We start from the raw sequence: 20,704 nt of genomic DNA, 5'->3' as shown, positions 1-20,704 counted from the left end.
GCGCAAACTTGGATGGCGGACACTAATGCATCCGCCATCCACCATGCCGCACGTCTAAAATTTAACATAAGATATATTATCAATCTTTTATCCTTGTATATCAATATCTTATATTTTTCGCCCTTCACGGCTTGGTCTTGAGCGCGAACCGATCCGCACGGTCGCGTACAATCGTCGGCAGTTCACCAAGACGAGACGCATCCTCAAGCCCTGGCACCTCGATCCCATCGGCGATGGCGCCGCGGATAGCCGCGGCCATCGCCGCGGCACGCCGGCGCAGGAACGGAAGAGCCAGGCCCGCATCTTCGGCGAAGCGCTCGAAACTCTCTGCCCCTACGTCCTCAAGGGTCGCCGCACGGCCGAACCGCATGGCGAGCTTCGCTGAGAGCTCCGGCCACATATGGGTCGCCACGAGATCATAAAGCGGTGCCAGCACCACCTCGCCATTATCCCGGCGCAGCAGGCTGTAATTCTTGGCATGGGCGTCGGCATTGCCGATGACCAGATTGAAGATCGCCGCATCGGCGAGCTTAAGCACCTCGCGTGCGGGCCGCGTGGTGGCCCGACGCACCAATGCGAAGCCATCGCGAAAAGTTGGCCCGCCTTCACTCGCATATTTGCGGTTCGACGGCACGCCGAGCGCCTGGGCAAAATCTTCCTGATGCAACCGAGTGGTGCCGACATCGGCCTCAAGGCGATCATAGCGCGTCACGAGCAAATAGGGCTGGCCAGCGATGGCCCGCCATTCCGCCATGGCTGCGTCGAGACCCACCGCCCGCGCCAGCGCCAGACAGAAGGCCTCATTGGCTGCCAGGCCGGGAAAGCGGTCAGGCTCTGGTTTGATGAGATGGGTCGATGGCTCGCCGATGCGGGGGATAGCGATGGCACGATCGATCAGAACGACGGGCAACTTACCCTGGGCGCCGGCCAGGCTGAGCCGGGCGCCCCCTTCCCCAGCCAGCATCGGCACACGAGGCAAGCGAACAAGCAAGGCCGCAAGCTCAACCTCATCCAGCGGATGGGCGGGCTCACCTGCGGGTGCAGCGGGCGGCGTCTCGCCTTCCGGGAGAAATGCAAGTGCCCCGGCAACATCACCGCCAAGCGCCGCCAACAGACGAAACGGATTGTCAGGCGATACGCCGAGCACCCGCGCGATGGCGGTTCGCTGCCCTTCCTCGGGTAACAGTCCCCCAAAAACAGCCTTGCATAGCGCGTCGCCGAACGACTCCGCCTGCTTCGGTAGAGCGTGCGAGAGCGGTTTTGCTATCTGATCCGCCAGCCATTCGGAAGCATAGGTAAAATGCATCGCACCGCCGCGATCGAGCGCAAGCTCCCCGGCAATGCGCTGATCCGACCAGATGACAAGGCGATCGACGATATCGGGGGTCATGCCGGCCGGCCTACAAGCACGACCCCGTCCGGCCGCCGGATCTGCAGCTCACATCCCAGCGCGGCGAGGACTGTGATGACCTTGCCGATCTGCGCAGTCGCCTTGCCCCGCTCGAGATCGACGACGAAGCGCAGTCCAACTCCGCTAGCGGCTGCCAGCTCATCCTGGCGAAGTCCAAGCTCCTTGCGCTCATTCCGGACGATCTGCCCGATCGTTGTTGCGTCCAGCACGACCCCTCACTTTCCCGGTCGGGAAATATTAAGTCCTGGATGCAATTTCAACCCACAATTTACCCGATCGGGATATTATTGATCCGATCCCAGCAAGAAAGCTAATAAATTTCCTGCTCGGGATATCGCCGCGCACGCGCCGCAATCGAACCGGCCCATATCCTGAAGTTGAGACAAGCTGATGCAAGTCCCTTTGCAGACGTCGACGACCGCTGATACCTTCCCGTCCATGGTACCTGCTTGTCTCCTCGGTTGAATTTATGGTCACGCCACGAACTATCCTGCTGCCCACCGACTTTACCGGCCGGTGCGATCGCTCCCGCGACCGGGCGGTGCTATTGGCACGCGCCTGGGGCGCCAGGTTAGTGCTTCTTCACGTCCTCGAGAACGATGCGACGATACCTTGGGATCGCGAAGAAGCCATGGATCGGGCCCAGGCGAAGCTCGAGAGCGAAGTGCAAGACGATAATATTGCGATTTGCACGAGGGTCGCGTTCGGCGATGTCACTTCGACCATTCTCGATGTCGCTGCCGAATTCTCGGTCGAGCTCATCGTCACGGGCATTTCCCGCAAGGATGAGCTCGGAGATTTCCTCATTGGAACCACGGTCGAACGCTTGGCACGGCGGGCAGGCTTGCCGCTCCTGATCGTCAAGGGACGCGCGGAAGCAGAGTATCGGCAGTTGATGGCGGCCACGGATTTTTCGGAATGCTCAAGAACTGCGCTTACAACCGCGGTCGACCTGTTCCCGACGGCGGCAATCACGCTCCTGCACGCGTATCATGTTCGGCTCGAGACGTTGCGCGGTCGCGAGGGCCCTGCCGCGGCGCAACAGGCGGATATCGCATACGAGCTGGACGCATTCCTGAGCGCGACCGCCCTGTCTCCTGCGACGCAAGCACTCCTCGATGTCAGCGTGGACTATGGTGACGTCTGCCGGGTTGCGCGCGACCATGTGCAGGCGAACGCTGTCGATCTCGCGGTCATTGGAACCCATGGACGCTCGGCGCTAGCGACAGCGATGCTCGGGAGCACGGCGCGAGCCCTTGTCGGCTGCCTTGAATGCGACGTACTGCTTGTTCCACAGGACAGCCGGGCGAGCGAACCAGCGCAACGCATTATCCAGGGAATCGCACCTGACGATGCGGGATAACAAGCGAGATGAAGAAAGGCGAGTCAGGCTCGCTCATCTCGTCATCCTCGTCGCCCTACAGTCCGTGATGGCAGCGGAGCTCATTCTCCTGACCATCGAGCAGCAATGGATCCACGTCTTCCTGGTGGCCGGGATCATGCTGACGATGGCGATGCCCATCGTGCTGAAAGCCCGCTTTTCCGTTCACATACCGCCCGAAGTACAGATACTTGCCATTCTGTTCGGTTTCGCGGCGCTCTTCCTCGGAGAGGTGCGCGACTATTACGAGCGCTTTTGGTGGTGGGATCTGATCCTCCATGCAACGGCAGGGCTACTGCTGGGACTTCAGGGGTTCATGACGGTCTACATCCTCAATGAGGATCGGCATGTGGACCTCCATATGAGGCCTTCATTTCTCGCGGTCTTTGCATTCTGCTTCTCCCAGGCGATCGGCGCTCTCTGGGAGATATTCGAGTTCACGATGGACCAGGTTTTCGGGTTGACCATGCAGAAGCCCATGCTCGGCGACCCGTCTGGCCTCACCGACACAATGTGGGATCTCATCGTCAACGCCATCGGCGCGCTCGCGATCAGCGTGGCTGGCTGGCGCTATCTCAGTCGCGCCCGATCCTCCTACCTGGACAACTGGGCAAGACGCTTCATCGCTCGCAATCCCCAGTTCTTCGGTGATTGAATTGCGATCACCATCCTGCGGACGGCGCACGGGGATCGCCTGAAGCAGGCCGACTGACGGCAAAACCCGCGAAGACCTCCAATGGCGCCCTGACCAACGGACCCTCCTGTGCAACCCACGCATAGGACCCTTACGTAATGACCCTCACCTCCTGCCCGGCGATGGTTGCCCCGAAAACGAGGCGATCAAGGCGGCAGCTCGCCTGGCGCCATGCCCAAGCTGGAGGAAAGCCATGCCCAAGCCATTGATCCTGTGGTTCGAGGAAATCGCCATCGCTGACGTGCTGGCCGTTGGCGGCAAGAACGCGTCTCTCGGCGAGATGACTGCGGCTCTTTCTCAAAAGGGCGTCAAGGTGCCATCCGGTTTCGCCACAACCGCCGATGCTTATCGCGCATTTGTTCGTCACAACCAGCTTGCCCCGCTGATCGCCCAATATCTCGCCGCTTTCCATTCCGGAAAATACACCCTGCAGGACACCGGGCAGGCTATTCGCAGCCTGTTTCTGGAGGGTGAGATGCCCTCCTACATCGCGGAAGAAATACTGACTGCCTATCTGGAACTCGGCCGTCGCACGGGAAACGATCGTCCGGCCGTTGCCGTCCGTAGCAGCGCCACCGCCGAGGACCTTCCGGATGCAAGTTTCGCGGGACAACAGGAAACCTTCCTGAACGTGAAAGGGCAGCTCGCACTGCAGGATGCCTGCCGGCGCTGTTTCGCCTCGCTGTTCACGGACCGGGCGATCGCTTACCGCGAAGCGAAGGGCTTCGATCATCTCGACGTTGCCCTTTCGATCGGCATCCAGCAGATGGTGCGTTCGGATTTGTCCGGTTCGGGCGTCATGTTCTCGATCGACACCGAAACCGGATTTCCCAACGCCATCGTCATCAGTGCCGCCTGGGGCCTTGGTGAAACCGTGGTTCAGGGGACCGTCAATCCGGACAGATATGTCGTTTTCAAGCCGCTTCTCGCGCAGCCGGAAAACGAGCCGATTATAGACAAGGAGCTCGGTGGCAAAGCCTTCCGCATGGTTTATGGCGAGGGCGGAAGCCACCGCACGCGCATCGTCGAGACGACCGTGCAGGAACGCCGGTCCTTCGTGCTCGACAATGCCGATATCCTCCAACTCGCACGCTGGGCCGTCGCGATCGAGGACCATTATCAACGCCCGATGGATATGGAGTGGGCCAAGGACGGCGAGACAGGCGAACTCTACATCGTCCAGGCCCGGCCCGAGACAGTCCAGGCGCAATCCAGCGCCACCGCCTTCCGGCATTACCGCCTCCAATCGAAAGGCGCCGCGATTACGACCGGCGCCGCCATCGGCACAGCCATCGCCGCCGGCAAGGCCTGCGTGATCCGCACCGCCGCCGACATCGAACAGTTCCGCGATGGATCGATCCTCGTGACCGAGACGACAGATCCCGACTGGGTCCCTGTCATGAAACGGGCTGCGGGTATCGTGACCAACCATGGCGGGACCACCAGCCATGCCGCCATCGTCAGCCGCGAACTTGGTGTGCCCGCGATCGTCGGCACAGGCAACGCCACCGAGGTCATTGCCGAAAATCAGGACATCACGATCAGTTGCGCCGACGGCGACGTTGGCACGATCTACGACGGCATCCTCGATTTCTCGGCGACCGAGGTCGATATCGGCGCCCTGCCGGCCACCAGGACCGACATGATGGTCAATATCGCCAACCCGGCAGCAGCCTTCCAGTGGTGGAGGCTGCCCGCAAAGGGCGTCGGCCTTGCCCGTATGGAATTCATTATCAACGCCCACATCAAGGTCCATCCCATGGCGCTCGTCCACCCCGAGCGGGCGAGCCCGGAAGCCCAGCGCCAGATCCGGGACCTCACGCGCGGATACGCACACCCGTCCGACTATTTCGTCGATGTCCTCGCTCGCGGTATCGCCAAGCTCGCAAGTCCCTATCACCCGCACCCCGCCATCGTTCGCCTCAGCGACTTCAAGACCAACGAATATGCCCACCTTGTAGGCGGTGACGTTTTCGAACCCGAGGAAGAGAACCCGATGCTCGGATTCCGGGGCGCGTCGCGCTATTATGACGAACGCTATCGCGAAGGGTTTGCGCTCGAGTGCCGCGCCCTCAAACGGGTGCGTGAAACCATGGGCTTCCGCAACGTCATCGTGATGGTCCCGTTCTGCCGCACCCCGGCCGAAGCCGATCGCGTCCTCGAAGCCATGGCCGAGAACGGCCTGCGCCGCGCCGAGAACGACCTCCAAATCTATATGATGTGCGAGATTCCCTCAAACGTCATCCTGGCCGAGCAGTTCGCCACGCGCTTCGACGGCTTTTCAATCGGGTCAAACGACCTCACCCAGCTGGTGCTTGGCGTTGATCGCGATTCGGGCTTTCTGGCCAGCTTGTTCGACGAGCGCGACGAGGCCGTTACGCGGATGATCGCCGAGGCCATTCGCAAGGCTCACGCGGCCGGCATCAAGATCGGCATCTGTGGCCAGGCACCGAGCAATCATCCCGACTTCGCTGCTTTCCTCGTTGCTGAGGGTATCGACTCCATATCGCTGAACCCGGACAGCTTCGTGCGGACGGCGCAGGCTGTTTCCGCAGCCGAAGGCCTCTCGACGAGCTGATCTCCGACTTGCCTGACCAGCGTGTATGTCGCGACATTTGCCGCCACACCGGTTCAGCTCCTCCACCCCCAGCCATCCCTATTCGTAAAAGCCCTAATGTCATCCCCTGACTGGCCCCGATAGCGTGCCCCACACTGGCTCGAATCGGCAGGGAGCAAGAGCTGGTCCACGCAGCGCACCAAGAGGGTCCGCAGCACTCAAAGCCGCCGATCGCCGGGGGACGAACGGCAACAGGAGGTTGTGTCTCATGTCTGCCGTCGCTGCGTTTCCTCTCCCACCCCAGCCCCATCCGCCCGCATCCGACCCAGGCATCGTTGCCTGTATCGACTGCGCGGATCGCAATGCCTGGGTCTATCCGCACGCCGCTGCGCTCGCGGACGCACTCGATTTCCCGGTAACACTCCTTCAGGTTCTCGACGCCGAGGCGTCTCCTGACGTGCGCCCCGATCCTATCGAGTGGAATCTTCGGCGCCGGGAAGCATTGCGCGCGCTGGATCGATGCGCCAACGCTGCTCGGACGCCAACACCCCATACCACGATCGAACTCGCCGAAGGACAAACGGCAGAGGAGATTTGTCGCTTCATCGGCGAACGGAGCGATGGCCTGATCGTGCTGGGAAGGCGCGGAAGGAAGGAGTTGGGCAAGAGCGGGATTGGCGGCACCGCTCAGAAAATCCTGGCCCACGCGCCCAGTCCCATTCTGCTCGTCCCCGTCGAGGCTCAAGCGCCGGACCAGAGCTACCAGCGAATTCTCGTGCCACTTGACGGTTCCCGCTGGGCAGAGAGCGTGCTGCCGTTGGCCGCACGCATTGCGCGCGCCGCCAACGCGGAAATCCTCCTCGCCCATGTCGTCCCTGCCCCCGAAATGATCGAGGCACGGCCGCTGGAAATGGAAGACAAGGAGCTTCGCCAAAGTCTCATCGAGCGCAACGAACAGGCCGCGTGCAGCTATCTTCAGCGGGTCAAATCCAACCTGACAGCGACCGGCCTTCGCGTTCGCATCCTGTCCACCCGCGCAGACGATGTCCGCGAGGCGCTCAACGAACTGATCCAAAAGGAAGCCGTGGATCTCGCCGTGATGTCAGCCCGTGGCCATAGCCACGAGCATGTGGCGGACGTTCCCTATGGCACGGTCGCCTCCTACCTGATGACGCACTGCAGCGTACCGATGCTCGTTCTGCCGACCACAGTTCGCCCGGCGCAGACATCCCTCCCAACTGTGCACGAAAGGCTCCGGTTGCCGGTCGGCGGCCTGGGCTGATCATGGCCGATCTCGAGGAACGCGATCCCATCAGCGGGGCCGCCGCCGACACTGCGGCCCGCCACCAGCTCACCGGCCTGATCAGCCGCTCGGCCCCTCTCATGGCCTGGACCCGCCTTGATGCGATGAAAGGATGGTTGACCAAGGCACGGCTCGCCGCGGGCAAGGCCGAACCACAGGCCAGTTCGGCGGCCGAGTGGCTGTTGGACAATGATTATCAGATCCAGCGAGCCATCCTCCAGATCCGTGAGGATCTTCCGCAGGAATTCTACGCGAAACTGCCAGGCCTCGGCGAAGGCGGCCTCGCGCGCCCGCGCATCCATCAACTGGCCCACTCGCTCCTGCAGGCTTCCCACCTTCAGGTATCGCTGAACACGGCGGTCCATTATGTCGACCGCTATCAGGAGCAGATGCCGCTCAGCATCGCCGAAATCTGGGCCTTCCCGACGATGCTCCGCATCGTCTGCCTGGAGCTTCTGGTCACTGCGTTCAGCCGGCTCTTCCCCGAAGTTGAGCCACCGTTCCAGATCGTCGAGACCCCGGACGCATGCGCAGCGGCATTCGACGATACAGAATATGTGGCACGCGCCATCGCCAACCTGGCGGTGATCGCGACCATCCAGTGGAATGACTTTTTCGATCGGACGAGCCGGGTCGAGGCAATCCTCAGGCGCGATCCGGCCGGGGTCTATCCGCGCATGGATTTCGATACCCGCGACCGATACCGTCACGCCGTTGAGCAACTTGCCGAGCAGTCACGGTTGGCGGAATGGGAGGTTGCGGAGCGAGCCCTGCGACAATGCCATAGCAGCGAGAACTCGCCCTCGGGCCATGTCGGCTATTGGTTGATCGACGAAGGGCGGGCCTTCTTTTCGGATGCCATCGATCCGCGCCCCTGGACTTTGGGCCCGATGCTGCGCCGCATACGCCGTTACCCTGGCGTCCTCTACGCGTGCGCTTTACTCTTGGCAGGACTCACCGCCTTCGCCGTGCCAGCCGCCTATCTCGCGTCAACAGAGGCCTCGATCGGCTCCTGGCTGCTCGGCATCGCCCTGACGCTGCTCCCTGCGTCGATCCTGAGCATCACGTTCGTGAACTGGCTCGTGACCCAGATCGTCCCTCCACGGGTCCTCCCCAAGCTCGAATTCAAGAAAGGAATCCCCAAGGACTGCGCCACTGCCGTCGCCATGCCTGTCCTCGTTGCGAACGCCTCCGACATCCCTTCCCTCCTGCAACGGCTTGAGGCGCATCGACTGGCAAATTCCGATACAGCTCTCCAGTTCGTCCTGCTCAGCGACTTCGCGGACGCAGATGCTGAGGACATGCCGACCGATGACGACATTACGCAGGCGCTGGTCTCGGGTGTCGACGAGCTCAACAAGCGCTACCCGGGCGCCCGGGGCGACGGTCCGTTTCACCTGCTCCACCGGCCTCGCCTCTACAATGAGACACACCGATCCTGGATGGGTTGGGAACGCAAACGCGGTAAACTTGAACAATTCAATGCGTACATCCTCCATGGGATTTCCACGCCTTTCAGCGTGATCGCCGGTCGGATCGACGCCCTGCGCAAATGTCGCTTCGTCGTGACCGCCGATGCCGACACCCGTCTCCCGCACGGGGTCGTTCGCCGATTGGTCGGCACGCTCGCGCATCCGCTCAACAAAGCCCGTTTCGATCCCGCTTCAGGTCGCGTGGAACGCGGCTACACGATCATCCAGCCTCGCGTTGAACTGGCGCCGGACACGACCGGTCAGTCGCTCTTCTCCCGCTTTTATGGCGGAGACACGGCGATCGACATCTATTCGCGCGCCGTATCGGACGTCTACCAGGACCTCCTTGGCTCCGGTGTCTTCGTCGGAAAGGGGATCTATGAGGTCGCCACTTTCGAGCGCAGTCTCGATGGCCGCGTCCCTGAGAACACTTTGCTCAGCCATGATCTGTTCGAGGGCCTGCATGGCCGCGCAGCGCTGGCGAGCGATATCATCGTCTACGAGAGCTTCCCGACCGGCTACCTCGATTTCGCGTGGCGATGGCACCGCTGGGTGCGCGGCGACTGGCAAATCCTGCCCTGGCTGTTTCCCTTCGTACCCGGCCGCGACGGACGCTGGCTCCGCAACCGGCTCGGCTGGCTCGACCGCCTCAAGATATTCGACAATCTGCGCCGCAGTCTGATCCCCTTCAGCATCGTCGCGCTTCTGCTGGGCGGCTGGTTCCTGCTCCATGGCCAGCCCTGGGTATGGACGCTCCTCGCACTTGCTGCGCCCGCTGCCTATCTCTTCACCGATCTCGTCACCGGCGTCGCCCGGGGCCGTCGGCGCGGTGTCATGCAACGCGTTCTTCGGCAACAAGCAGATCAACTCGGCCGATGGGCGCTGGCGATCACGTTCCTCGTCAGCGACTCATTTATCGCGCTCCACGCGATCTTCGTCACCCTCTGGCGGCTGCGATCGGGGCGAAAGAGGCTCGAATGGACTTCGGCTGCACATATGGCGGGCCGCATCGCCGCCCGGCATCCCCGGCTCGCCGCCTGGCGTGATATGGCCGCGTCTCCAGTGCTCGCAGTGCTTGTTGCTGGCGCCATTGTCATGATCGCCCCTGCCGCCTTGCCGGCCGCCGCACCTGTGCTGCTGCTCTGGTTTGTTGCGCCAGAAGTTGCGATTTCGATCAGCCGCATTCTCCCCCGGCGCACGGAACCCATCTCCGAAGCGGACAGGAAGTTCCTCCGGCTTGTGGCGCGCCGCACCTGGCTCTTTTTCGAAACTTTCGTGCGGCCGGAGGACAACTGGCTCCCTCCCGACAATTATCAGGAACCGCCGAACGAAGAGACCGCGCACCGTACCTCCCCAACCAACATCGGCATGATGCTGATCTCATCCCTGACCGCCTGGCGGTTCGGACATATCGGCCTCAATGAACTCGAGATGCGCCTGCGCAACGCACTCGAGACGATCGATCGCCTCGAACGCTATCGAGGCCATATTCTCAACTGGTACGAGACCAGAACGCTGGCCGCTCTCGAGCCCCGGTACGTCTCAACCGTCGATAGCGGCAATCTGGCGGTCAGCCTGATCACCGTCACGCAAGCTCTGCGCGATGCGCGTAACGCACCACCGGTTGGCCTCGATCTGTGGCACGGGCTCGAAGACACCATCGGCCTGCTCGCCGGAGCGCTGGATGCACTCGATTCGGAGGCGGCTCAAGGAATCCGCACCACTCTCGCTACCATGCGTCAAACCGCCGAGCACGCGTGGGACAATGAACCCGAATGGATCTGGGCGATCGAAGATCTGATCACGATCGACATGCAGAGGCTGCGAGAACAGGCCGGCTTGCTTGCCGAGAGCGCTGCCGAGAACAATATCGCCGCCCTTCGGGACGTTCAGACCTGGCTTGAGCGGCTGGAGCATCATCTGCTGGGCATGCGGCGTGATCTTCGCATCTTCGCCCCCTGGACCGAGCGCCTTGCATCTCCGCCGTCAGGCTGCGCCGAAATCGCGGCCCGGGTCGCGGCTCTCATGACCTACGGCATGACATCGCCGGTCAGCGCCGGGGAGGCGCAAGCCCTCGACGCCCTCGACGCCTTCTCACGAGATGCGGTTCCTGATGCCGTCCGGGAATGGATACAGGATCTCCGCGCTTCGATCGCGGAGGGCCGCCTGGCCGCGCAGGAGCTTTCCGATCGCCTGGAGGGCCTCGCGCACCGCGCGACCACACTCGCCCACGAGATGGATTTTGCGCTGCTCTTCGATCCCGCCACCCGGCTCTTCCACATCGGCTACAATCTCAGCGCCGACCGCATCGATCCCCATCACTATGACCTCCTGGCCAGCGAAGCCCGACTTGCCAGCTATTTCGCAATCGCCAAGGGCGACATAGCGCCGGAGCATTGGTTCCACCTGGGCCGCCCGATCACCAGGAAGGATACCGGACTGGCGTTGGTGTCCTGGAACGGTTCGATGTTCGAATACCTCATGCCGAATATCTTCCTGCACAGCGATCCAACCACTCTTCTCGGCATGAGCGATCGCACGTCGATCGACATCCAGATCGCGTTCGGTCGATCGCAGGCGATCCCCTGGGGAATTTCCGAGTCCTCATTTGCCTCGATGAGTCAGGACCGTGTCTATCGGTACCACGCCTTCGGCGTCCCGGAACTCGGGCTGCAACGCGGCCTGGGCCGCGATCTCGTCGTCGCACCTTATGCAACCGCCCTTGCGCTGACGACACGCCCCGCAGTCGCCGTACGAAATCTCAGGGTGCTTGAGGAGCTGGGCGTCATCGGCCGCTACGGCTTCTATGAGGCCATCGACTTCACGCCCGAGCGCGTGCCGACAGGAAAGCGGTTCGCCCTCGTGCGCTCCTACATGGCGCACCACCATGGCATGAGCCTCGGGGCTCTTGGCAATGTCCTGTTCGAGAACCTGCATGTTCGCTGGTTCCACACAGACCCTCATGTGCGAACCGTCGATCTCCTCCTCAACGAGCGCATCCCGTGGGAACTGCCCCCCGAAATTGCACGGGTCGAGATCCGGGAACCGCAAGCCACGCCCGAAAGCGCAATTCCCGGCCTCTACAGCTGGACGCCAAACCACCGTTACGGCAATCCTGCCTGGCAGGTGCTCGGGAATGGTCGCCTCTCAACCCGAATCCGCACGGACGGCGCTGGGAGCACCAGCTGGAACCAGAACGCGCTCACCAGGGTCGCCCCGGACGATCCGGAGGCGGGCCATTGGCTCTATCTGCGCGACATCGACGGCGGCGATGTCTGGGCGGCGACGGGAGGTCCATTTCCTCAACCGGAAGAGCCGCCACAGGTGGTTTTCCACGCCCATCAGGTCGAATTCCATCGGCGTGCACATGGCCTGTCGGCCACAACGACGATCACCATCGCCAATGGTGATGACCTCGAGATCCGGCGCCTCAGCCTCGTCAATGAAGAAGACCGTCCTCGCATCATCGAAATCACCAGCTACGCCGAGATCGTGCTGGCGCCGGCCCAAGACGCGGCGCGCCATCCTGCTTTCAGCAAATTATTCGTCGGCGCGGAAGCACTGCCGGGTGGTGACGGGCTGCTGTTCACCCGGCGCCCCCGGAATCCCGCCGAGAAGCCCCCCGTCATGCTCCATCGGGTGATCGGCGATGACGATGGCTTCACGCGCCTTGGCGTGGAGGCCGATCGCAGGGCTTTCCTCGGCCGCCACGGCAGCGCCAGCCGACCGGCCGGGATGGAAGGAGAAGCGCTCAGCGGAACGCTGGGCTGGACGCTCGATCCGGTTTGTGCGGTCAGGCTCAGGATCGAACTTCCGCCGCATGGCCGGCGCGAACTCGCCTTTGTGACAATCGCCGCCGCGTCCCACCAGTCCACGCTCGATATCGCCGAGCGCTACACAACCCTCGCTTCACTCGAGTGGGCCGTTAGCGATGCCGCGACCGCAACAGCGCGCGACATGCACGCCCTCGGCCTGTCGCCAGCGTTGGTACCGCAAGCACAGGAACTCTTGTCCTTCCTCCTCTCTGCCCGCACCAATCCTCCTCCATCGGCTTCTCACGGATTCCGCCGTGGTGATCTTTGGGCACTTGGCATTTCGGGTGACCACCCCGTCCTCCTGCTGCGCGCCGGAACCGCGGAACAGACCGGTCTGCTGCGTTTCGTCATCTCGGCGCAGGCGCTCTGGCGGCAACGGGGAATAAGCGTGGATCTTGTGATCACGCACGAAGGAACGTCAGGCTATATCGAGCCTGTGCGCGAGCAGCTTCTTGAGGTGCTCAGAGACCAGAACGCCCAGGATCGCCTCGGGACGAACGGCGGCATCCACGTGATCGGTATCGGGCCCGGCGATGGCGAACGCGCGGCGCTCCTCGATCGGGTTTCGCGGGTGATCCTCGACGAGGGCGGCGGGCCACTCGGCAATCAACTCACCCGCCAGGAGCAGCCATGCCACCAGGGGCCGTCGTTCACCCCCGTCGATGGCACGGCAGCGATACACTCCTCTTCTCCGCTGCCGAGGCCGTCCGATCTGCGATTCGACAATGGCTGGGGTGGTTTTGCTCCCAATAGCGGAGACTATGTCATCTGTCTGGAGCCCGGCGCCACCACTCCGGCGCCCTGGTCGAACGTCCTCGCCAACGACGCCTTCGGTACGATCGTGACCGAAGGCGGGCTGGGGTTCACCTGGGCGGCCAACAGCGGTGAGAACAGGCTCACGCCCTGGTTCAACGACCCCATCCGCGACCCCCAGTGCGAACGACTGTACCTGCGCGACGAAGAAAATGTCCGCCTGTGGAGCCCCACGCCTTTGCCGGCAGGCAGGCATTCGGCATGTCAAATTCAGCATGGCCCGGGCCAGACCACATGGCGGAAGAGCAGCGAGGGACTTGAACAGGAGCTCTCGGTCTTCGTTCCCACCGCCGCCCCCGTCAAACTGGTCCGCCTGCGCTTGCGCAACCTCACGCCGACCCCTCGCCGGATCACGGCGACCTATTATGCGGAATGGCTGCTCGGCGCAGTCCACGGCGAGCAGGCGCCTCTGCGCACATCCGATTACGATCCGGCATGCCACGCAATTCTCGCGCGGAACCCCTGGACCGAGGAATTCGGTGACCGGGTAGCCTTCCTCGCTACCACGCATCCGGTCCACAGCTTCACGACCTCTCGCCAGGATTTCGAGGGCGGCCAATCCGATCCCGCACGCCCGGGAGCACTTTTGAGCTGGGATCTCGGAAACAGGCCGGCTGCCGCCGCCGACGATTGCTGCGCGGCGCTTCAGGTCCATCTCGACATTCCGGCCGATGGAACCGCGGATGTCTGCTTCGTTCTCGGACAAGGCGAGAATTGGGATCATGCCCGTGAACTGGTGCACACCTGGCAGGATCCGGCGAACATCGAAGCTGCCGCCAGCGCCTGTGCCGCCGCCTGGGACGAAAGGCTAAGCCGCGTCCAGGTCACGACACCCGACCCGGCCTTTGACCTCATGGTCAACCGCTGGCTCCCCCACCAGTCAATCAGCGCCCGCGTGCGCGCCCGCGCCGGCTTCTACCAGGCAAGCGGAGCATTCGGCTTCCGCGATCAGCTCCAGGATGTCCTCGCCCAGTTGCACGTCGATCCAGCGGCGACGCGGCGCCATATCCTGGCCGCGGCCGCCCATCAGTTCGAGGAAGGCGATGTCCTCCACTGGTGGCATCCGCCCTTTGACCGGGGCGTACGGACCCGGTGTTCGGACGATCTCGCCTGGCTCCCTTATGCCGTTGCACATTATGTGGAAGCCACAGGCGATACGGGGATTCTTGCAGAGCGGATTTCCTATCTGCAAGCGCCGCCGCTCGCGGCCGATGAAGGCGACCGCTATGCGCGTTTTGACGTCAGCACATACACCCGGTCCCTCTTTAACCACTGCGACCGGGCGCTTTCGCATGCCTATCGTCTCGGACCGCATGGGCTTCCCTTGATCGGTGCCGGCGACTGGAATGACGGCATGGACCGCGTGGGTAGCCGGGGACACGGTGAAAGCGTATGGCTCGCCTGGTTTATCATCGCGACCATCCGAAATTTCACGCGAAACTGTCTCGACGAAAACCAAACCGGGTTTCGGGATCGCTGGAACGGGCGCGCCGACTCTCTCGCGGCCGCCGTCGAACGATCCGCATGGGACGGCGAATGGTATCTGCGCGCATTCGACGATGACGGCAGGGCTTGGGGCACGTCCGAAGAGCAAGAGTGCCGCATCGATTCGATCGCGCAGTCCTGGTCCATACTCTCGGGCGCCGGGGATCCTGAGCGGACGGAGAAGGCTATCGCATCAGCGAGAAAACACCTCGTCCGGGATGACGACAACATTATCCGGCTCCTTGACCCCGCCTTCGACCGAACACCGCGCGAACCGGGCTACATCAAGGCCTATCCGCCCGGCATTCGTGAAAATGGCGGCCAATACACCCATGCCGCAGCCTGGCTCGCCATCGCCGTTGCGCGCACGCGCGATGGCGACAGCGCTATGTCTCTGTTCGACCGAATCAATCCGATCCGGCACACATCAACCCGAGAGTCTGCGGAACATTATCGGACCGAACCCTATGTGGTCGCTGCCGACATTGCGGGTGTGGCACCCCATCTGGGTCGCGGCGGATGGACCTGGTACACCGGTGCGGCTGCCTGGACCTGGCGCCTGGCCGTCGAGGAAATCCTTGGCGTACGGCTCATCCAGAATGAATTGCAGATCCGCCCGAGCTTGCCGCGAGATTGGGATCGAGCGGAGATGACCTTCCGTCGCGGGTCGGCGGTTATTACCGTGACGCTGCAGGTTGATCACGATCTCGATCAGGAAGCGCGGATATTCGTCGATGGCGCGGAGTGGCATGCGCCCGGAGTTCCGTTTCCTGAAGGCGGGGCAACGCGCAACGTCCTCGTCCGGCTTGCTCGGCCCGCGTGACGTCAGGCACACATCGCCTCCCTCGCACGCCATCCGGTAATCTACCAATTCCGGCTTGGTGCTTGAAATGCTTTCCACGCTCCCCGACCATATAGTGTTTGCCCATATAGCTATGAGCCGGCACCAGCTTTGGTCGACGATCTTCCATCTGCTTTATTTCATCCCCTGCCCACGCATTGTTCCATGAATGAGATGTTGAATGACAATAGGCTCAGCCTCGCACCTCACGCGCCGTTCCTTGCTGGCAACCGCAACGATGAGCGTGTTTGGTTTGGCAATTCCGCCGGCATTCGCCCAGGCAAGGCTTGATGAAGGCTCGATCGCAGCAACCGCCCAGAACCTGCGACCGGGACAATTTCTCTGGGCGCCCGAAGCCGCTCCGGAAGGCCCCGTCATCATCGTCGTCAGCCTCAGCAAGCAGCGCGCCTATGTTTACCGCAACGGTGTCCTGATCGGGATTTCGACCATATCGTCAGGTACTGCCGGCCATGAGACGCCGACGGGGATTTTCACGATCCTGCAGAAGAAGGTCGATCACAAATCAAACCTCTACGATGATGCGCCTATGCCGTACATGCAAAGGCTCACCTGGAGCGGCATCGCCATGCATGCCGGCAATCTCCCAGGCTATCCTGCATCGCATGGCTGCATACGGCTGCCCCTGGACTTTGCTGAACGCCTCTATGGGGTTACCCAACTCGGATTGACGGTGATCATTACCCAATCGTCGGACATTCCGCGTTTCGCTCCAGCCCCGAACGTGTTGGAAGATGGAGGAAGCCCGCCCTCTTCATTCGAGAGCGCCTTCTCCACGACCTGGCAACCGGAAAAAGCGCCCACCGGCCCGGTCTCCATCATTCTCAGCGCTTCCGACGAGCGGGCCGTGGTCTTGCGCAATGGGATCGAGATCGGCTCCACGCCCATCGCGATCCGCGGACGGATCTCGGGGCTGCAGGCCTTCACGCTTTCCTCCATCGACCAACACGGAACACATTGGATGTATCTGCCCTTGCTCGGGAGCGCCCGGGCGGGCGAAGTATCCCGACAGGAGCGTGAGCGGCTGACACTGCCCGAGGAGTTCCGCCAGAATCTTTTGACGATCCTCAAGCCGGGAAGCACGCTTATTGTGACAGCGGATAGCTTGCAGAGTGGAAGCACGGGCGCGCCGGTCACCGTGATCACGGGTGAGGATCCAGAATAATGCTCGTCATGGAGGCATATCCGGCACGAAGCGGACTGCGCAATATTGCCACTCGGCAGTTGAAAAGCTGAATGATGCGCCGCCCCACAGTTCTCGAAATCGAATGCGTGTTTCTGGCAGCGGCATCGACCCTACCCCTCTTGTGGAGCGGCTATCAGGCTTTGTCCTCGTTCATCATGTCTCGATGACAAGCCGTTCAATGCTGTAGCGGACCAGCAGGCGCTGGCGCAGTTGCGGATCGTGAAGGGCTGTGGAGCGACCGCTGTTCGATTGGATCGCGCCGCGTGACGTTCATCCGCCGATTGGGACCGCGACCTGAAGCGGGCGACGAGATTGAGCCTCGAGCGTCCCCAGCGCGGAAGGCCCGCATCACAGGAACGCTCACGATCGGCGCTCAGCGCCAAAAGCGCTTCACGTCGATCAGATCCTCATGGGCCTCGGCGGCCGCCTCCAGCAGCGCTTTGCGCTTACCGCCGGCCAGCAGCCGGGCGGCATCGGGATCATCGGCAAGGCCAAGTTGTTCCAATAGCTGCGGCGCAGTCGCAAGATCGTTGAGCGCGCCGAGCTTGTCCTGGACGCCTTCCAGCGCCGCGACGAACTTCTTGTGCCGCCGCCGCTCGCGCTTGCGGTCGAACAGGCTTGTGAAGAATTCCGAGGCATAGCGCAGCTTCTTGGCATCCTTGCGAACCTCGTGGCGGGCCTCGTCCTCGATATGGGCGAGATCGCGCCCGTCCCTCTTCACCTTGCGTCGAAACCGGTCGAGCGCGGAGATCGCGAAGTCGCGCGCCGGCTGATCGGGGGCCGTCATGGTGTCGGGCGCGCCCTGCCAGTCGCCGCTTGCGGCCCATTCCGCCAGGTCGAGCATCTACGCCCGCACGCGCGCCGACGCCAGTACCTCTCCGACCGCGTCATAGGCCGCCTCGCGCGCCGCCGCGATACGGTCACGCAACGCGCCAGGTTTGGCGCGTTCGAGCAACACGTCGAGATTGCGGGCATTGGCCAGTTCCGAGGCAAGCCAGCGCAGTTCATCGCCCAGTGGCGTATGAGCATCTCCGCCGATCACCGGCTTGAAGATCGAGAAGGCGGAGCGCAGACGCCGCAGCGCCACCCGCACCTGGTGCAGCGCGCCCGCGTCCCGGCCAGCGAGCAGCAACGCCTCATTCAACCGAAACTGCCGCACGCAGCTCTGGGCGATATGCCGGAACGCATCAGCCGCCGTCATCCCGGCGGCGAGCTTCACCAGCTCAGCCTTGACCATCGTCGGGGCTGGGCCGGTGAGCCGATAGCCCCGCTCGGCCTTGCTTTGCACGCCGAGACGGGCGGGCGCGACCGCGTCGATGCGGCGGGCGAACGCGAAGAGCGCGCCGGGGTCGCCCTGCTTCAGCTCCAACTCGATCTCGCAGATCGGAGAGGTTCTCTCGCCGGCCACTACCTCGCCGCTATCCAGCACCAGTTCGATCGTCGCGCCGCCTTCGCTGATGATCCATGTGCGCCGCTCGATCCGCACCTCGAACACCGGGGTAATGGCATCCGCCGCATCGCCGAGCACCGCCCGGATTGGTGTCGTGTCGTCGAGAACCGGCGTATCGTTGCTGACAGGGCGTTCCCATTCAGAGCGCGCGAACAGCCCGGCGGCGCTGGCACCGTCCGCCTTGATCGTCTGGAGGCGCTTGCTGCCTGAACGGCGGATGCGAAGCGAAAGCCCGGTCTTCGACAGCTGGTGGTCGAGCGTATCGAAATAGACCGACCGCTGCTCGGCGATGCCGGGATCGCCCGGCAGCACGGTGGCGGCTTCGAGCGCATCCGCCGCCTCCGGCGTCAGGTCGAGCTTCAATTCTATTTCATCCGCCATGCATATCCTCTTGCAACGGCTCGCGCTTCACACGGTCGATATCGTATCATCACGGCAAACTCATAGCGCATGACGGTGAACATCCGGCTTCGAAGATGGCGGTTCTTGGACGACGGCGACCCCGGCCGATAATAGCTGGGCCGTTTCAGAACCGCTTGATAGACAAGACGCCGATAGAGCATCACTTCTTGTATGCGGGGCGGTAGACCAATTTCGGCTACCACCGCCTTTCCGGTCCCTTTGCGAAATTCAAGAGGCCAGAGCCGCCACCGTCCACTGCGGCGGAACAGCGGGTGTCGGAATTGGTCGCGGTGTGGCTGGAAGCGGCGGCGCCCTTCCAGCCCCGCAAATGGGCAACGTGCCAGGTCTTCTCGCAAGGGTTCTGAAGGTCAGTGCGAGATAAATATCGGCAGCTTCGGCGCATCGAGAACGGATCGCGTCACGCCCCCCAGCACGAACTCACGCGCCCGTGAGTGCCCGAACGCACCCATGACCAGCAGTTCGCGGCCGTCGCGTTCGCAATAGGCCTGGAGCGTTGTCGCCGCATCGCGCTCTTCCAGTTCGACTGCCACCACCTCGGCCGCAATGCCGTGGAGCTTCAGATTGCGGACCGCCTCCGCCGGGTCCGCAGCCTTCGACAGATCCTTCTCACCCGTGATCTGCACGATCGCCACCGAACTTGCCTGCCGCAACAGCGGCATCGCGTCAGACAGGGCCCGCGCCGCGACGCTGCTCCCATCCCAGGCGACGGCGATCCTGTCGAACTTGAACTCGGGCACGGTCACCTCGGGCAGCAACAGAACCGGACGGCCGCTTTCGAAGACCAGGCCTTCGGCCACCGAGATCGTCTCCGCATGCCCATAGACCGGAACGACAGTGAGATCATGGGTCCTCGCCCGCACGGCAAGCTGCCAATGGGTCACCGTACCCGGGCAGTTTATGACGAATGTCTCGCCGAGTTGATCGGCGGGCACCCTGGCCTTGAAGGTTTCCATGAGCGCGTCCGCATTGACCCCGCTCTTCTTGTTCTCGCCGGCGATCATGCCATCGATGTTCAGCAGCTTGTTCGCCAGCCAGTTCGAGACGCGAGGAATGTGAACCTGGCAGACCCCAAGGAACACCCTCGCGCCAAGGCGAGCGGCAAGCTCCCTGACCCTGTCGATCGCCCACTCCGGAGTCGGCTCGGGATGCGTGTTGGCCTGCAGCAGAATATCTCGCACGGTCATCGTTTTCCTCCAACTTCCCCGTTCCTGTGGCACATGGCTGGCGACCAACCGATCCGTAAAGTTCCGGAGCCTGACGCCCATCACATACCTGCCGGGCGATTGGATCGCCCCTGGGGCCAGTATTCCGCATATGGGACAGATGCCTGAAGCAAGGTCAGGCCAATTGGTCCTCGCCCGTTTACCCGCAGCTTCCAGTGCGCCACTGGAGCAAATGGGAACGACAGCGCCTGCAATCGGTGCTCCCGAAGCCTCGCAGGGGAATTCGACATTCTCCGGTAGCAACCAGAGCTTTGACGATATCACATTCGGGCCCGCCCTCGATCAGGATCGCCTGCAGCGTCGCGGCCCGACGGGTGAGATGGTCGATGTGCCATCGGATCACCTCGCCTTTCCGAAAGTGGCGACCCACTCTCGCTCTCATGCCGCCCGGGCCATAGGCGCTCCCGGCATAAACATAGCGCCCGGGCTCAAATTGATGCAGTTCATTCGATCGACAAAAGATCACGGGTTCGGCAAGCTCAAGCATCAAGGCATAGGCCCCGCCTGTAGATGGCGCCGACAAAATTGTGGGCGGATCAACCGAGACCGAGCCTGGCAAGTACGATTGTACTGTTCCTGCAAGCATCGCATCCACCTCCACTGTACCGCAAACTTGGTGAAATCCCGCCGCC

General features: G+C 62.7%; 10 protein-coding genes and 1 pseudogene. 6 read left to right on the top strand and 5 right to left on the bottom strand.

Features of this window, described 5'->3' with window-relative positions; all coding sequences use genetic code 11:
• Positions 1-124: 124 nt before the first annotated feature.
• Entirely contained in the window at positions 125-1,390 is a 1,266-nt protein-coding gene (locus tag SGR02S_RS00520; protein ID WP_067105040.1) for a type II toxin-antitoxin system HipA family toxin, read from the bottom strand.
• Positions 1,387-1,620 carry a type II toxin-antitoxin system Y4mF family antitoxin gene (locus SGR02S_RS00515; protein ID WP_174521634.1) on the bottom strand — a complete coding sequence of 78 codons (234 nt, stop codon included), beginning with the start codon at positions 1,618-1,620 and terminating at the stop codon, positions 1,387-1,389. The genes SGR02S_RS00520 and SGR02S_RS00515 overlap by 4 nt, the downstream gene beginning before the upstream one ends.
• A gap of 260 nt (positions 1,621-1,880) precedes the next feature.
• On the opposite strand from SGR02S_RS00515, the gene SGR02S_RS00510 reads away from it, so the two are divergent.
• From SGR02S_RS00510 to SGR02S_RS00485, 6 genes are all read left to right on the top strand, one after another.
• Positions 1,881-2,774 carry a universal stress protein gene (locus tag SGR02S_RS00510; RefSeq protein ID WP_067105037.1) on the top strand — a complete coding sequence of 298 codons (894 nt, stop codon included), beginning with the start codon at positions 1,881-1,883 and terminating at the stop codon, positions 2,772-2,774.
• Positions 2,764-3,447, top strand: coding sequence for a DUF2238 domain-containing protein (locus SGR02S_RS00505; RefSeq protein ID WP_067105036.1), 684 nt, complete (start codon positions 2,764-2,766; stop codon positions 3,445-3,447). The genes SGR02S_RS00510 and SGR02S_RS00505 overlap by 11 nt, the downstream gene beginning before the upstream one ends.
• Positions 3,448-3,679: 232 nt before the next feature.
• Complete coding sequence (gene ppsA, locus SGR02S_RS00500; RefSeq protein WP_067105035.1) at positions 3,680-6,064, top strand: phosphoenolpyruvate synthase; 2,385 nt, start codon at positions 3,680-3,682, stop codon at positions 6,062-6,064.
• Between the two features lie 247 nt (positions 6,065-6,311).
• Positions 6,312-7,325: a universal stress protein gene (locus SGR02S_RS19375; RefSeq protein WP_082796849.1), complete on the top strand. Its 1,014-nt coding sequence runs from the start codon at positions 6,312-6,314 to the stop codon at positions 7,323-7,325.
• Positions 7,326-7,327: 2 nt separating this feature from the next.
• Entirely contained in the window at positions 7,328-15,754 is an 8,427-nt protein-coding gene (locus SGR02S_RS00490; protein ID WP_067105034.1) for a GH36-type glycosyl hydrolase domain-containing protein, read from the top strand.
• A 238-nt stretch (positions 15,755-15,992) separates the two neighbouring features.
• A complete protein-coding gene (locus tag SGR02S_RS00485) occupies positions 15,993-16,955 on the top strand; it encodes a L,D-transpeptidase (protein ID WP_255211349.1) in 963 nt (320 codons plus the stop codon).
• Positions 16,956-17,349: 394 nt separating this feature from the next.
• Here the strand turns inward: SGR02S_RS00485 and SGR02S_RS00480 are convergent.
• The 3 genes and pseudogenes from SGR02S_RS00480 to SGR02S_RS19370 all read right to left on the bottom strand — a co-directional run bounded on the left by SGR02S_RS00480 (position 17,350) and on the right by SGR02S_RS19370 (position 20,559).
• Positions 17,350-18,807: pseudogene (locus SGR02S_RS00480) on the bottom strand (CYTH and CHAD domain-containing protein).
• Positions 18,808-19,196: 389 nt separating this feature from the next.
• Complete coding sequence (locus SGR02S_RS00475) at positions 19,197-20,033, bottom strand: universal stress protein (protein ID WP_067105032.1); 837 nt, start codon at positions 20,031-20,033, stop codon at positions 19,197-19,199.
• A gap of 178 nt (positions 20,034-20,211) precedes the next feature.
• Positions 20,212-20,559 (bottom strand): GIY-YIG nuclease family protein, encoded by a 348-nt coding sequence (locus SGR02S_RS19370; protein ID WP_255211348.1) that lies wholly within the window; start codon positions 20,557-20,559, stop codon positions 20,212-20,214.
• Positions 20,560-20,704 lie beyond the last annotated feature (145 nt).

It is taken from the genome of Sphingopyxis granuli NBRC 100800, assembly GCF_001591045.1.
GTDB lineage: Bacteria > Pseudomonadota > Alphaproteobacteria > Sphingomonadales > Sphingomonadaceae > Sphingopyxis > Sphingopyxis granuli.
This window is presented reverse-complemented; position numbering and strand designations above follow the sequence as displayed.

Excerpts from the sequence above, each read along its gene's own strand:
- SGR02S_RS00475 (WP_067105032.1), bottom strand. The coding sequence starts at position 20,033 with ATGACCGTGCGAGATATTCTGCTGCAGGCCAACACGCATCCCGAGCCG.
- SGR02S_RS19375 (WP_082796849.1), top strand. The coding sequence starts at position 6,312 with ATGTCTGCCGTCGCTGCGTTTCCTCTCCCACCCCAGCCCCATCCGCCC.
- SGR02S_RS00490 (WP_067105034.1), top strand. The coding sequence starts at position 7,328 with ATGGCCGATCTCGAGGAACGCGATCCCATCAGCGGGGCCGCCGCCGAC.
- SGR02S_RS00510 (WP_067105037.1), top strand. The coding sequence starts at position 1,881 with ATGGTCACGCCACGAACTATCCTGCTGCCCACCGACTTTACCGGCCGG.
- ppsA (WP_067105035.1), top strand. The coding sequence starts at position 3,680 with ATGCCCAAGCCATTGATCCTGTGGTTCGAGGAAATCGCCATCGCTGAC.
- SGR02S_RS19370 (WP_255211348.1), bottom strand. The coding sequence starts at position 20,559 with ATGCTTGAGCTTGCCGAACCCGTGATCTTTTGTCGATCGAATGAACTG.
- SGR02S_RS00520 (WP_067105040.1), bottom strand. The coding sequence starts at position 1,390 with ATGACCCCCGATATCGTCGATCGCCTTGTCATCTGGTCGGATCAGCGC.
- SGR02S_RS00505 (WP_067105036.1), top strand. The coding sequence starts at position 2,764 with ATGCGGGATAACAAGCGAGATGAAGAAAGGCGAGTCAGGCTCGCTCAT.